Annotated in this window: 14 protein-coding genes; 11 read left to right on the forward strand and 3 right to left on the reverse strand. The window is 69.6% G+C overall.

The annotated features are described in order from the left end of the window. The first annotated feature begins 92 nt into the window (after positions 1-92). Positions 93-560 carry a DUF192 domain-containing protein gene (locus C1M51_RS16080; RefSeq protein WP_129451374.1) on the forward strand — a complete coding sequence of 156 codons (468 nt, stop codon included), beginning with the start codon at positions 93-95 and terminating at the stop codon, positions 558-560. A 61-nt stretch (positions 561-621) separates the two neighbouring features. Here C1M51_RS16080 and sodB read toward each other — a convergent pair whose 3' ends face one another. After that, positions 622-1,203, reverse strand: a complete 582-nt coding sequence (sodB, locus tag C1M51_RS16085) for a superoxide dismutase [Fe] (RefSeq protein ID WP_129451376.1) — start codon at positions 1,201-1,203, stop codon at positions 622-624. 94 nt (positions 1,204-1,297) lie between these two features. After that, a complete protein-coding gene (xseA, locus tag C1M51_RS16090) occupies positions 1,298-2,605 on the reverse strand; it encodes an exodeoxyribonuclease VII large subunit (RefSeq protein WP_409072634.1) in 1,308 nt (435 codons plus the stop codon). 369 nt (positions 2,606-2,974) lie between these two features. Between xseA and C1M51_RS16095 the strand changes: the two genes are divergently transcribed. From C1M51_RS16095 to C1M51_RS16140, 10 genes are all read left to right on the forward strand, one after another. After that, positions 2,975-3,616, forward strand: coding sequence for a MotA/TolQ/ExbB proton channel family protein (locus C1M51_RS16095; RefSeq protein ID WP_129451380.1), 642 nt, complete (start codon positions 2,975-2,977; stop codon positions 3,614-3,616). A 33-nt stretch (positions 3,617-3,649) separates the two neighbouring features. After that, positions 3,650-4,087: a biopolymer transporter ExbD gene (locus C1M51_RS16100; RefSeq protein ID WP_036235919.1), complete on the forward strand. Its 438-nt coding sequence runs from the start codon at positions 3,650-3,652 to the stop codon at positions 4,085-4,087. Next, positions 4,084-5,160 (forward strand): tetraacyldisaccharide 4'-kinase, encoded by a 1,077-nt coding sequence (gene lpxK, locus C1M51_RS16105; protein ID WP_129451382.1) that lies wholly within the window; start codon positions 4,084-4,086, stop codon positions 5,158-5,160. Before C1M51_RS16100 ends, lpxK begins: the two co-directional genes overlap by 4 nt. 2 nt (positions 5,161-5,162) lie before the next feature. Beyond that, complete coding sequence (locus C1M51_RS16110) at positions 5,163-5,360, forward strand: Trm112 family protein (RefSeq protein ID WP_036235914.1); 198 nt, start codon at positions 5,163-5,165, stop codon at positions 5,358-5,360. Further along, positions 5,357-6,151 carry a 3-deoxy-manno-octulosonate cytidylyltransferase gene (kdsB, locus tag C1M51_RS16115; protein WP_129451384.1) on the forward strand — a complete coding sequence of 265 codons (795 nt, stop codon included), beginning with the start codon at positions 5,357-5,359 and terminating at the stop codon, positions 6,149-6,151. Before C1M51_RS16110 ends, kdsB begins: the two co-directional genes overlap by 4 nt. Positions 6,152-6,285: 134 nt before the next feature. Then, positions 6,286-6,939, forward strand: a complete 654-nt coding sequence (gene adk, locus C1M51_RS16120) for an adenylate kinase (RefSeq protein WP_129451386.1) — start codon at positions 6,286-6,288, stop codon at positions 6,937-6,939. 108 nt (positions 6,940-7,047) lie between these two features. After that, the gene (locus C1M51_RS16125; RefSeq protein ID WP_129451388.1) at positions 7,048-7,806 is read left to right on the forward strand and encodes a 3-hydroxyacyl-CoA dehydrogenase; all 759 of its coding nucleotides are present in this window, start codon (positions 7,048-7,050) and stop codon (positions 7,804-7,806) included. 28 nt (positions 7,807-7,834) lie between these two features. Further along, complete coding sequence (gene dnaG, locus C1M51_RS16130; protein ID WP_129451389.1) at positions 7,835-9,655, forward strand: DNA primase; 1,821 nt, start codon at positions 7,835-7,837, stop codon at positions 9,653-9,655. A gap of 315 nt (positions 9,656-9,970) precedes the next feature. Continuing rightward, positions 9,971-12,211 (forward strand): RNA polymerase sigma factor RpoD, encoded by a 2,241-nt coding sequence (rpoD, locus tag C1M51_RS16135; RefSeq protein ID WP_129451391.1) that lies wholly within the window; start codon positions 9,971-9,973, stop codon positions 12,209-12,211. 122 nt (positions 12,212-12,333) lie between these two features. Next, positions 12,334-13,275, forward strand: coding sequence for an adenylate/guanylate cyclase domain-containing protein (locus C1M51_RS16140; protein WP_129451393.1), 942 nt, complete (start codon positions 12,334-12,336; stop codon positions 13,273-13,275). 5 nt (positions 13,276-13,280) lie between these two features. Here C1M51_RS16140 and C1M51_RS16145 read toward each other — a convergent pair whose 3' ends face one another. Further along, positions 13,281-13,988, reverse strand: a complete 708-nt coding sequence (locus C1M51_RS16145) for an HAD family hydrolase (RefSeq protein ID WP_129451395.1) — start codon at positions 13,986-13,988, stop codon at positions 13,281-13,283. Positions 13,989-14,045 lie beyond the last annotated feature (57 nt).

A 14,045-nucleotide genomic window follows, 5' to 3' on the forward strand; every position in this document is an offset into this window, starting at 1 on the left:
GGAGGTCGACGGAGCGCGGCAGGCGTCAGCCTGCGGTCGGCTGCGGAAGGCCCCATGCGTTACTCTAGGACCGAACTCCCCCCGTCGAACTGATGCAGATCAAGCCCGCACGTCGCCGTCACCTCCGCCTCGTCCTTCCCGCGCTGCTTTCGCTGCTGGCGGCGACCGCACCGGCGCAATCGGGCCCGCAGAAGCTGCCCTCGGTGCGCCTCAATGCGGGCATCCACAACATCCAGGCCGAGGTGGCGCGCACGCCCGAGCAGCGCGCCATCGGCCTGATGAACCGGCCGACCATGCCCCCGAACGACGGCATGCTGTTCGTGTTCGACGAGGCCGCGACGCAGTGCTTCTGGATGAAGAACACGCTGCTGCCGCTGTCGATCGCCTACCTGGCCGACGACGGCACCATCACGCAGATCGTCGACATGCCGCCGCAGACCCTGGACTCGAAATGCTCGTCGCAGCCGGTGCGGCTGGTGCTCGAGATGAACCAGGGCTGGTTCGCCAAGCGCGGCCTCAAGACGGGCAGCCGGCTCAGCGGCGACGCCTTCAGGCCGTAGCCGCGCCGCGGCATGAAAAAGGCCGGCACTCGGCCGGCCCGGGATCGCGCCGCGGCGTCGCTCAGGCGAAGTTCTTCGCCGCGAAGTCCCAGTTCACGAGCGAATTGAGGAAGGTCTCGACGAACTTCGGGCGCGCGTTGCGGAAGTCGATGTAATAGGCGTGCTCCCACACGTCGACGGTCAGCAGCGCCTTGTCGGCGCTGGTCAGCGGCGTGGCGGCGTTGCCGGTGTTGACGATGTCCACCGAGCCGTCGGCCTTCTTCACCAGCCAGGTCCAGCCGGAGCCGAAGTTGCCGACGGCGCTCTTCGCGAAGGCTTCCTTGAACGCCGCCAGGCTGCCCCACTTGGCGTCGATCGCGGCCGCCAGCGCGCCGCTCGGCGCGCCGCCGCCCTGCGGCTTCATGCTGTTCCAGAAGAAGGTGTGGTTCCAGATCTGGGCTGCGTTGTTGAACACGCCACCGCTGGACTTCTTGATGATGTCCTCCAGGCTCAGCGACTCGAACTCGGTGCCCTTGATCAGGTTGTTGAGGTTGGTCACGTAGGCTTGGTGGTGCTTGCCGTAGTGGAACTCGAAGGTCTCCTTCGAGAGGTGCGGTGCGAGGGCGTCCATCGCATACGGCAGCGGCGGCAGGGTGTGTTCCATGAGGTCTGTCCTTCCTTGGTCTTGAGCCTGGGGGATGAGATCGGCATTGTAGGCAGCACCCGCTGGCCGGCAGCCCGCGCGGCGCAAGCCTGCATCAGCGTCGGGGCTTGTCGGGCTCGATGCCGATCACCTGCGCCTCGATGCGGCCGTCGGCCAGCCGGGCTTTCACGGTCTGACCGGGCTGCAGCTGGTTCACCGATGTGAGCGCACGTCCCTCGGCGTCACCGAGCCACGCATAGCCGCGCGACAGCACACGCTGCGGGTCGAGCGCTCCCAGGCGGGCGACCAGCACGTCGAGCCGCTGAACGGCGCGCAGGCGCAGTTGCCGCGCCGCCTGCATCCCGCGCGAGGCCAGCACCGCCTGGCGTTGCTGCTGGCGCTCGAGGTGGCGGTGCATCGCGGTGCGCTGCCGTTGCGACAGCAGCGCCAGCCGCTCGCGGTGCGGCGCCAGCGCCTGGGCCGGCCGCGCGAGCCGCAGCGCGGTGCGGTCGAGCCGCTGGGCCTGGCCGTCCAGGCGCAGCGCCACGCCGCGTCCGGCGCGCCGCGCCAGATCGTGCAGCACCGCCAGCGCCTCTTCGCGCGGCATGGCGGCCAGCTCGGCCGCCGCGGTCGGCGTCGGCGCGCGCAGGTCGGCGGCGAAGTCGACCAGGCTCACGTCGGTTTCGTGGCCGATGCCGGCGATCACCGGGATGCGGCTGGCCGCGACGGCACGCACCACCAGCGCCTCGTTGAAGGCCCACAGGTCTTCCAGCGAACCACCGCCCCGGGCGACGATCAGCGTGTCGGCCCGGCCGTGCCGTCCGGCGGTCTCGATCGCTGCGGCCAACGCCGCCGGGGCCTCGGCGCCCTGCACCGGGCTCGGGTAGACGATCACGCGCACCTGCGGCGCTCGGCGCTGCAACGCGGTCAGCACGTCGTGCAGCGCCGCCGCCGCAAGCGACGTGACCACGCCGATGCAGGCAGGGTGGCGGACGATCGTTCGTTTGCGCGTCGCGTCGAACAGGCCCTCGGCCTCGAGCTGGGCCTTGAGCCGCAGGAAGCGCTCGTAGAGGGCACCTGCGCCGGCACGCTGCATCGATTCGACGACGAACTGCAGTTCGCCACGTGGCTCGTACACCGCCAGACGACCGCGCAACTCGACGAGATGCCCCTCCTCGGGCGCGAAGTCGAGCAGGCTCGCGGCACGGCGGAACATCGCGCAGCGCAGCGCGGCCGTGCCTTCGGCGTCCTTCAGCGTGAAGTAGCAATGGCCGCTGGCGGCTCGGGTGTAGCCGGACACCTCGCCACGCACGGCGACGGACGCAAAGCGCGCCGCCAGCGTGTCGGCGACCGCATGCACCAGCGCCGCGACCTCCCAGACCCGAGGTCCGATGGCACGGCCCGCGCCCTCCTCCGCGGGCATCACGCCGCGCACCGCGGGGCGATCAGCCGCGGCCATCGCAACGGCCCCGATACGCTCCGAGCCCCCTCGAAATGCGGGGCCGGAACTCCACAGCCGCGCCAAATAAGGCCGCGCACCGCACTGACCCCGTCATGAGCCTGTCAAAGTTGTGCAAGCCTTTGATTCCAAAGAGTTTTTTTGTGCTCATTGTTTGAGCAATCTGTTCGCGGCCTTGACTGGCGGGCGTTTGAGGCGGGGGGCGAGGGGGTTGCCCACAAAGTTATCCACAACAACGGTGGACGATTGCGGCAGTGAACTCGAGGGGCCTGCCGCGGCAGGCACCGCCGGGGCCGGGCCATAATCGCCGCGACCCGAATCAGGAGAACCTCGTTGTTTTCGATCATACAAGCCGCGGGCTGGCCGATCTGGCCGCTGATCCTGTGTTCCATCGTTGCGCTGGCGCTCGTGATCGAGCGATTCAGCAGCCTGCGCACCGTGCGCGTCGTGCCGCAGCGACTGCTCGATGAAGTCATCTCCGTCACCAGCAAGAGCCTGCCGGCGCCCGAGGTGGTGAACAAGCTGTCGGCCAACTCGGTGCTGGGCAGCGTGCTGGCCAGCGGCCTGCGCGCGGTGATCGCCGACCCGCGCATCACCGAGGACGGCCTGCGCATCGCCTTCGAGACCGCCGGGCGCGCCGCCGTGCACCGTCTCGAGCGCTACCTGAACACGCTGGGCACCATCGCCTCGGCCGCGCCGCTGCTGGGGCTGTTCGGCACGGTGGTCGGCATGATCGAGATCTTCGGCTCGCAGGCCCCGGCCACCACCGCCGGCGTAGGCGGCAACCCGGAGCAACTGGCGCACGGTATCTCGATCGCGCTCTACAACACGGCCTTCGGTCTGGTGGTCGCGATCCCCTCGCTGATGTTCTACCGCTACTTCCGCGGGCGAGTCGACGAGTACACCATCGACCTCGAGCAGGCCAGCGAGCGCATCATGCCGCACCTTCTGCGCTTCACCGCGCGACCGAACTGAGCGGCACGGAAGGCGAGCAAAGACAGCATGGCGATGAACTTCCGCCACCGCCGCAGCGAGGAGCCGGAGATCAACCTGATCCCGTTCATCGACGTGCTGCTGGTGATCCTGATCTTCCTGATGCTCTCGACCACCTACTCCAAGTTCACCGAGTTGAAGGTGAACCTGCCGGTGGCCGATTCGGAACGCGCTCGCGACTATCCGAAGGAGATCATCGTCGGCGTCGCAAGCGACGGCCGCTACACGGTCAACCGCGACGCGGTCGCGGGTCGTGACCTCGCCACGCTGACGGCCGCACTGGCCGCCGCTGCCGCGGGCCAGAACGACCGGGTGGTGATCGTCTCCGCCGACGCGAGCGCGGCCCACCAGAGCGTGATCAATGTGCTGGACGCGGCCCGTCGCGCGGGCCTGCAGCAGCTGACCTTCGCGACCCAAGGCAGCCGCAACGGCGCCGACGCCGAGCCGCGTTGAATGCGGACCGGCCCCGCGTGCCCCGGCGCGCACCGCTCGAAGCCTTCCTGACCCAGCAATGGCTGCGCCGCGGGCCGGTGGCCTGGGCGCTGTGGCCGCTGGCGGCGCTGTACGGCGCGGCCGTGGCGCTGCGCGACCGTCGCTACCGGCTCGACCCCGGCCGCAGCGTGCGCGTCGGCCGGCCGGTCGTGGTGATCGGCAACCGCATCGCCGGCGGCGCCGGCAAGACGCCCACCGTGATCGCGGTGCTGGACCATCTGCGCCGGCAGGGCTGGCAGCCCGGTGTGGTGTCGCGTGGACACGGCCGCGCGGACCTCGGCGTGCAGGCGGTCGCCGCCGACACGCCGGCCGACGTCGTGGGCGATGAACCGCTGCTGATCCACCTGCGCAGCGGCGCGCCGGTGGTGGTCGGCCGCGACCGCGTGGCGGCGGCTGCCGCGCTGCTGCGCGCCCGGCCGGAGATCGACGTGATCGTTGCCGACGATGGCTTGCAACACCGCCGCCTGGCGCGCGATGTCGAAGTGGTGGTGTTCGATGCCCGGGGCGCCGGCAACGGCTGGCTGCTGCCGGCTGGCCCGCTGCGCGAGCCGATCGACACACCGACCGGTGCCGGGACCGCGCTGGTGCTCTACAACGCCGACCGGCCCAGCACGCCGCTGCCCGGCTACGCGACGCGACGCGCGCTGACCGGCGCCGTGGCGCTCGAGGCGTGGTGGCAGGGCACGCCGGCTGCCGCCGCCACCCTCGACTCGCTGCGCGGCAGGCCGGTGCTCGCCTGCGCCGGCATCGCCCAGCCTCAGCGCTTCTTCGAACAGCTGCGCCACGCCGGCCTCGACGTGCAGGAACAGGCCCTGCCCGACCACGCGGCGTTCGACGCCCTGCCCTGGCCAGCGGCGACCCCCGACGTGATCGTGACCGAGAAGGACGCCGTCAAGCTCCCGGTCGACCGCGTGCGGCGCGAGCGGCCCGGCACGCGGGTCTGGGTCGCGCCGCTAGACTTCTCGCCCGAGCCGGCATTCTTCGCCGCACTCGACACCGCACTGGCCCCCCTGTCACCGCGCCGCGAAGGATGAGCATGGACACCCGATTGATGGACCTGCTGGTGTGCCCGATCTGCAAGGGCCCGCTGACGCACGATCACGCCAGCCATGAACTGCACTGCGCCGCCGACCGGCTGGCCTTCCCGATCCGCGACGGCATCCCGGTGATGCTCGAATCGGAGGCACGCGCGCTGGACGAGTCGCCCTCGCAGGCCGCGCCCCTGTCGGAATGAGCTTCACGGTCCTGATCCCGGCGCGGCTCGGTTCGAGCCGGCTGCCGGACAAGCCCCTGGCCGACATCGCCGGCCTGCCGATGGTGGTGCACGTGGCGCGGCGGGCCCTGGCCAGCGGCGCAGGCGCGGTGGTGGTGGCGGCCGACGACACGCGGACGGTCGAGGCCTGTGCGCGCCATGGCGTGCGGGCGCTGCTGACGCGCCGCGACCATGCGACCGGCAGCGACCGCCTCGCCGAGGCCTGCGACCTGCTCGCACTGCCGGACGGCGAAATCGTCGTCAACGTGCAGGGCGACGAGCCGCTGATCGAGCCGGCGCTGATCGACGCCTGCGCGCGCCTGCTGGCCGAGCGCCCCGAATGCGTGATGGGCACGGCCGCCCACGCGATCGACACCGTGGCGGAGTTCGAGAACCCGAACGTCGTGAAGGTGGTGTGCGACGCGCTGGGCCGGGCATTGAGCTTTTCGCGGGCGCCGATGCCCTGGTGGCGCGACGGCTACGCCGCCGGGCTGCGCCAGGCGACCGCGCTGAGCGATCCGCCGCCGCTGCGGCACATCGGTCTGTATGCCTACCGGGCCGGCTTCCTGCGCCGCTACCCGACACTGGCCCCGAGCCCGATCGAGACGATCGAATCGCTCGAACAGCTACGCGTGCTCTGGCACGGCGAGCGCATCGCGGTGCACGTGAGTGCGCTGCGTCCCGGCCCGGGCGTCGACACGCCCGACGACCTGGCACGCGTGCGCGCCCTGCTCCTCAATACGAAGCAAGAACCGCCACGCGAGTCAGGTTGACGAAAGGCTGCGTGGTATTCTCATTTTGACCCTGCAGGCAACGTTCCTTCACGGTCGAGCAGCTGCGAGACAAGCCGCGTGCCGCCTCCGGGTGCCACGGCGTGCGAACCGACAAGAAACCACGAGGACCCGCGATGAAACTGATCCTGTTGGGCGCACCCGGCGCTGGCAAGGGCACCCAAGCCACCTTCATCTGCCAGAAGTTCGGAATCCCGCAGATCTCGACCGGCGACATGCTGCGCGCCGCCGTCAAGGCCGGGACCCCGCTGGGCCTGGAGGCCAAGAAGGTGATGGACAGCGGCGGCCTCGTCAGCGACGACATCATCATCGGCCTGGTCAAGGAACGCATCACGCAGCCGGACTGCGCCAAGGGCTTCCTGTTCGACGGATTCCCGCGCACGATCCCGCAGGCCGACGCAATGAAGGCCGCCGGGGTGAAGCTCGATCTCGTGCTCGAGATCGACGTGCCCGATGCAGCCATCATCGAGCGCATGAGCGGTCGCCGCGTGCACGTGGCCTCGGGCCGCACCTACCATGTGAAGTTCAACCCACCCAAGGTGGCCGGCATCGACGACGTGACCGGCGAGCCGCTGATCCAGCGTGACGATGACCAGGAAGCCACCGTGCTCAAGCGCCTGCAGGTCTACCAGAGCCAGACCCGGCCGCTGGTCGACTACTACGCGGCCTGGGCCGCGACCGGCGATGCCGCCGCACCGAAATACCGCAAGATCGCTGGCACCGGCAGCGTCGACGAGATCACGGCGCGCGCGCTGGCGGCGCTGGCCTGAGGCCCGACGACGGGGCGGCTCGCGGCTCTTTCCGCATTCCTCCCTGTTGCACCGGGGCCGCAGCAGCGGCCCTTTTTCATTCCCTCTCCCACCCCACTGGAGCTCGTCATGGACATCGCAGGCAAGGTCTACATCGTCACCGGCGGCGCCTCGGGACTGGGTGAAGGCACTGCGCGGATGCTGGCGCGCGAAGGCGGCCATGTCGTCGTCGCCGACCTGCAGGCCGAGGCGGGCGAGGCGGTGGCGCGCGACATCGGCGGCAGCTTCGTGCTCTGCGACGTGACCCGAGAGGCCGACGGCCAGGCGGTCGTGGCAAAGGCGGTCTCGCTGGGCAAGTTGATGGGGCTGGTGAACTGCGCCGGCATCGCGCCGGCCGTCAAGACGGTGGGCCGGGACGGCGCCCACCCGCTGGCGGTGTTCAGCAAGGTGGTCGCGGTCAACCTGGTCGGCACGTTCAACATGATCCGGCTCGCCGCCGAGGCGATGAGCCGCAACGCCCCCGAAGCCACCGGCGAGCGTGGCGTCCTGATCTCGACGGCCTCGGTAGCGGCCTACGATGGCCAGATCGGCCAGGCGGCGTACGCCGCCAGCAAGGGCGGGGTCGTCGGCATGACGCTGCCGATCGCGCGCGACCTGGCCCGCAGCGGCATCCGCAACATGACGATCGCCCCGGGCATCTTCGGCACGCCGATGCTGTTCGCGATGCCGCAGGAGGTGCAGGACGCACTGGCCGCCGGCGTGCCCTTCCCCTCACGTCTGGGCACGCCCGCAGACTACGCCAAGCTGGTGCAGCAGATCCTCACCAACGAGATGCTCAACGGCGAGGTGATCCGGCTGGACGGCGCCATCCGACTGGCTCCGAAGTAGGCGCCGCGCCGATCGCTAGACTCTCTGCGTGATTCCACAGACCTTCATCGACGAACTGCTCGCCCGCGCCGACATCGTCGAGGTCATCGGTCCGCACGTCGAGCTCAAGCGCGCCGGCAAGGACTTCAAGGGCCTCTGCCCCTTCCACGGCGAGAAGACGCCGAGCTTCTACGTGATCCCGGCCAAGCAGTTCTATCACTGCTTCGGCTGCGGTGCCCAGGGCCATGCGCTGCGCTTTCTGACGGAGCATGTCGGGCTCGACTTCCCCGAGGCGGTGCGCGACCTCGCGCAGCGCCTGGGCATGACCGTGCCCCAGGAAGACAGCTCGCCCGAGGAGCGCGAGCGCGCCAGGGCGGCGAAGGAGCGCCAGGCCACGCTGAGCGAGGTGCTGGCGAAGGCCGGCGAGCACTGGCGCAAGCAGCTCAGGGGCAGCCCGCGCGCGGTGAGCTATCTCAAGGGCCGCGGGCTGACTGGCGAGATCGCGGCACGCTTCGGCATGGGCTACGCACCCGAAGGGTGGCGAGGCCTCGCCAGCGTGTTCCCGCGCTACGACGACCCGTTGCTCGCCGAATCGGGGCTGGTGATCGTGCAGGGCGACGAAGGGCCGGAGCAGAAGCGCTACGACCGCTTCCGCGACCGCATCATGTTCCCGATCCGCTCGGTGCAGGGCGAGGTCATCGGCTTCGGCGGTCGCGTGCTCGACACCGGCGAGCCGAAGTACCTCAATTCGCCGGAGACGCCGGTGTTCGTCAAGGGCCGCGAGCTCTACGGCCTGTATGAGGCCCGCCAGGCGCTGCGCGAGCGCGGCTACGCACTGGTGGTCGAGGGCTACATGGACGTCGTGGCCCTTGCCCAGCTCGGATTTCCGAACGCCGTGGCGACGCTCGGCACCGCCTGCACCGCCGAGCACGTGCACAAACTGCTGCGATTCACCGACCGCATCGTCTTCAGCTTCGACGGCGATGCGGCCGGCCGCCGTGCCGCCGGCCGCGCGCTGGAGGCGGCGCTGCCGCATGCCAGCGACACGCGCAGCATGAAGTTCCTGTTCCTGCCGGCCGAGCACGACCCCGATTCTTTCGTGCGTGCGCACGGCACCGCCGCCTTCGAGGCCTGCGTCGAGCAGGCGGTGCCGCTGTCGCGCCAGCTGCTCGAGGCGGCCCGCGAGGGCTGCGATCTCGACAGCGCCGAAGGGCGCGCGCGCATGCTTGCCAACGCCAAGCCGCTGTGGTCGGCGCTGCCGGACGGCGCGCTGCGGCGCCAGCTGCTGGGCGAACTGGCGCGGGCTGGCGCCCTCGAATCCGCAGAACTGCAGGCGCTCTGGGGTGGCCAGGCGCTGCCGCGGCGCGAGGCCGCGCGGCCGCCGCCGCGCCCCAGCCGGCGGGCGCTGCGCGCCGCGACCAGCTCACTCGACCGCGGGGCCTGGCTGCTGGTGCAGCGCTGCGACCTGTGGGACCGGCTCGACGTGGCCACTCACGAGCTGTTGTGCGAGGTGCTCGACCCCCATGGCAGCTTCTTCCGTTGGCTCGACCGCCGCTTCCACGAAGAGGGCCCGCTGTCGCCGCAGACCCTGCTCGCCGAGATGCAGGCCAGCGGCGAAGGCTCGGGACTGACCGAGCTGGCACAGCGCATCGGCGCGCTGCACGAGGTGGAGGTCGGCGAGCACGCCGAGGCCGAACTGCGGGTGGTGGCCGACCGCGTGCGCCTCGATGCGCTGGAGCGCGACCTGGAAAGCCTCACCGCCGCCGAACCGCTCACCGCAGACATGCTGGACACGATCCGTCGCACCCGCCAGAACGCCGACGAGATCAAGCGCCGCCTCGCGCGCGGGCAGACCACGGCAAGTTCCTGACCCTGCGGCTTTGACGCCCGACCGGGAATCGCCGATAATCATCGGCTAGTCGTATGCGGCAAGAGTGAGCGCAGCACCTCCGGGCCCCGGCCACCCTCGACAAGGGTTACCAACAGGCCACCCTCCCCCGCCAGGGCTGCACCTTCAGGACACTCACGCGAGCTTGCCCGCCAACGCCGATGCCCCGACGGCCCCCTGCGGCCCGACGGCTGCCCGACCTGTGTCTGCACGGTGCCTCTCACGGCCATGCGGTGCCAGGGCGGCGCACGGCGCATGGCTTCAGGCACCCGAGACACCCATCCTCCAAGGAATCGCATGACCGCGAAGAAGAGCGCTCCCGCCCCTGCGAGCAAGCCATCGAAGGCCGCCGCGCCGGCGCCCGCCGCCAAGGCCGCAGCCAAGCCGGCCGGCAAGGCCGAGACCGACCCGAAGAAGGCCAAGGCAGCTGCCGCTCCGGCCAAGACCTCGGCCAAGACGGCCAAAGCCGCCGCGCCCGAGGCCCCCAAGGGCAAGCCGGGCCGCAAGCCGGCCGCCAAGCAGGCGCTGCCAGTGCTCGACGAGGACCTGGGCGACATCGAGGCCGACCTCGAAGGCGAAGCCAGCGCCGAGGACACCGGTGGCGACAAGCCCAAGGCCAAGCCGCTGCGCATGAAGGTCTCGCGCGCCAAGGAGCGCGCGCTGATGCGCGAATTCGGGCTCGATGAGACGGCGCTGACCGAGGACGAGGTGGCCAAGCGCCGCCAGGAGCTCAAGACGCTCATCAAGATGGGCAAGACGCGCGGTTTCCTGACGCACCAGGAAATCAACGACCACCTGCCCGAGAAGCTGATCGAGGCCGAGATCCTCGAGGCCATCGTGTCGATGCTCAACGACATGGGCATCGCCGTCTACGAGCAGGCACCAGATGCCGCCACGCTGCTGATCGCCGGCGGCTCCACCGCGACGTCGACCGACGAGGAGGCCGAGGAAGAAGCCGAGGCGGCGCTATCGACCGTCGATTCCGAGTTCGGCCGCACCACCGACCCGGTGCGCATGTACATGCGCGAGATGGGCACGGTCGAGTTGCTGACGCGCGAGGGTGAGATCGAGATCGCCAAACGCATCGAGGGCGGGCTGCAGGCGATGATGCTGGCGATCAGCGAATCGCCCACCACGATCGCCGAGATCCTGGTGCTGGCCGACAAGATCCGCGCCGGCGAGATGCAGATCTCCGAGGCGGTCGACGGCTTCGTGTCGAACGAGGAGGCAGACGACTACGTCGCCGAAGAAGACTTCGACGAGTTCGACGAGGAAGACGACGACGACGGCAACGGCGGCTCGAAGGCGCTGACCAAGAAGCTCGAGGAACTGAAGACGCAGGCGCTGGTGCGTTTCGACGAACTGCGCACGCACTTCGACCGCATGCGCAAGGCTTACGAGAAGGAAGGCTACAAGTCGCCCGCCTACAACCGCGCGCAGATGGGCGTGAGCTCCGAGATCATGAGCCTGCGCTTCACGGTCAAGACCATCGAGCGGCTGTGCCAGATCCTGCGCTCGCAGGTCGACGACATCCGCCGCTACGAGCGCGAACTGCGCAAGATCGTGGTCGACAAGTGCGGCATGCCGCAGGACCACTTCATCAAGACCTTCCCGCCGAACTCGCTGAACCTGAAGTGGGCCGAGAAGGAGATCGCGGCCAACAAGTCGTACAGCGCGGTGATGGCGCGCAACCTGCCGCCCATCCAGGACCTGCAGCAGAAGCTGATCGACCTGCAGAGCCGCGCGGTCGTGCCGATCGACGACCTGAAGCTCATCAACAAGAAGATGAACCAGGGCGAGAAGGCCTCGCGCGACGCAAAGAAGGAGATGATCGAGGCCAACCTGCGCCTGGTGATCTCGATCGCCAAGAAATACACCAACCGCGGCCTGCAGTTCCTCGACCTCATTCAAGAGGGCAACATCGGCCTGATGAAGGCGGTGGACAAGTTCGAATACCGCCGCGGCTACAAGTTCTCGACCTATGCCACGTGGTGGATCCGCCAGGCCATCACGCGCTCGATCGCCGACCAGGCGCGCACCATCCGCATCCCGGTGCACATGATCGAGACGATCAACAAGATGAACCGGCTGTCGCGCCAGCACCTGCAGGAGTTCGGCTTCGAGCCGGACGCCCCGACGCTGGCCGAGAAGATGGAGATGCCCGAGGACAAGATCCGCAAGATCATGAAGATCGCCAAGGAGCCGATCTCCATGGAGACGCCAATCGGCGACGACGACGACAGCCACCTGGGCGACTTCATCGAGGACACGAACAACACGGCGCCGATCGAGGCGGCGATGCAGGCCGGCCTGCGCGACGTGGTGAAGGACATCCTCGACTCGCTGACCCCGCGCGAGGCCAAGGTGCTGCGCATGCGCTTCGGCATCGAGATGAGCACGGACCACACGCTGGAAGAAGTGGGCAAGCAGTTCGACGTGACGCGCGAGCGCATCCGCCAGATCGAGGCCAAGGCGATCCGCAAGCTCAAGCACCCGAGCCGGTCCGACAAGCTGCGCACGTACCTGGACAATCTCTGAGCGCGGCCCTGTCCGCCCGAAGCCCGGCCTTGCGCCGGGCTTTTTTCATGCTGGACTTGTTGGGGATGGAGGCGTCCTGCCACGCGGGATAAACTTTGCGTGACATATCTCACGCCGGCTTGATGACTTCACTGCTCCAACGCACCGTTCTGTTTGCCGACCTGCGCGGCAGCACCGGCCTGTTCGAGAAGCTCGGCAACGCCGAGGCGGCGTCGGTCGTGACGCAGAGCGTCGCCCTGATGGCGCAGATCGTCGGCAGTTGCGGCGGCCAGGTCGTCAAGACGCTGGGCGATGGCCTGATGGCGGTGTTCGAGCAGCCGCAGGGTGGCATCGAGGCCGCCGACGAGATGCACGAGTCTCTGGACCGCATCGTCGCCGGCGCACCGCAGAGCGGCACGCGCCGGCAGGCGCTGAAGCTGCAGGTCGCCATGGCGCACGGCGAGGTCGTGGAACTCAATGGCGACTGCTTCGGCGACGCCGTGAACGTGGCGGCTCGCCTGCTCGACAGTGCCGGGGACAACGAGACGCTCTCCACCCAGCAGGTGCTCGACGGACTGGACGCCGAGCACCGCAGCCGCTTCCGCTCCCTCAGCAAGCTGCAGCTGCGTGGCCGCCAGGAGCCGGTGCAGGTCTACCGGCTCGATGCGCGGCGCTTCGGCGAGACCGTGGCCACGCTGTTCGAGGGCTCGGTGCCGATGCCGGCGCCGGACGGTATCCGCCTGGCCTGGCTGGACGTCACCCGGGTGTTCGCCGGCGTCGATCTGCCCGCCGTGCTGGGCCGAAGCCCGCAGGCGACCTACTGCATCGACGACACGCGCGTCTCGCGCTCGCACGCCCGCGTCGAATGGCACGGCGGCACCTTCCAGGTGAGCGACCTCAGCTACAACGGCACCTACGTCCGCTTCGCCGGTCGCGACGAGGTGATCGCGTTGCGCCGCGGCAGCTGCACGCTGCACGGCCGCGGCGTGATCTGCCTCGGTGCCTCGCCGACCGACCCGACGGCCCCGACCGTCAACTTCGACGTGCTGAGCTTCCAGGACACCGAGCCGCGCTCGACCGACTGAGCTCCTCAGACACCCAATCGGTCGGCCAGTGCGAGCAGATCGGGCCCCTGCCAGCAGCGCACCCCGGGCCTGATGATGTCGCCTTCTCCCCCCTCACCGTCGCGGCGCACCCAGGCGGCCTGCATGCCAGCGTCGAGCGCACCGTGCACGTCGAGCCGCAGATCGTCACCGACGTGCAGCACTTCATCCGGTGCGCAACCCAGACGCTCGCAGGCCGCGGCGAAGATGCGAGGATCGGGCTTGCCGACCCCGAATTCTCTCGCCGCGAGGCTGCCTCGGAACCAGGGTTGCAGCCCGATCCGCGCCAGATCGGCGTTGCCGTTGCTCAGTGCGAACAGCGGCCAGCGCGCAGCCAGCCGCTGCAGAGCCGGCAGCGAATCGGCATAGAGATCGACGCGCTGTCGCTCGGCGAGAAAGACCGAGAACGCGGCGTCTAGCAAGGATTCCGTTTCCCCCGCCGCGACCAGCAGGCGCCGGATGCTCTCGCGCCGCAGGGCACTGAGATCGTGCGCCCAGTCAGGTCGCTCGCGCGCCACCGCCTCGCGGTCGGCCCGCATCGCGGCCAGGTCGAACCGCTCGGTGACGCGCGGCGCATGCCGCTGCAGCCAGGCCTGCAAGGCCGATTCGGCGCGCGCGATGGTCGGCCAGATCGGCCACAGCGTGTCGTCCAGATCCAGCGTCAGCGCGCGGAGCTTGCCCGTGTCCAGGTTCATTGCAGATCGCCCCCGGACGCAGTGTGACCGAAGCACGGCGCCATGGGGCCGGCCGCG

This window comes from Methylibium sp. Pch-M (assembly GCF_004136295.1).
In the GTDB taxonomy this organism is placed as follows: Bacteria; Pseudomonadota; Gammaproteobacteria; order Burkholderiales; family Burkholderiaceae_C; genus Methylibium; species Methylibium petroleiphilum.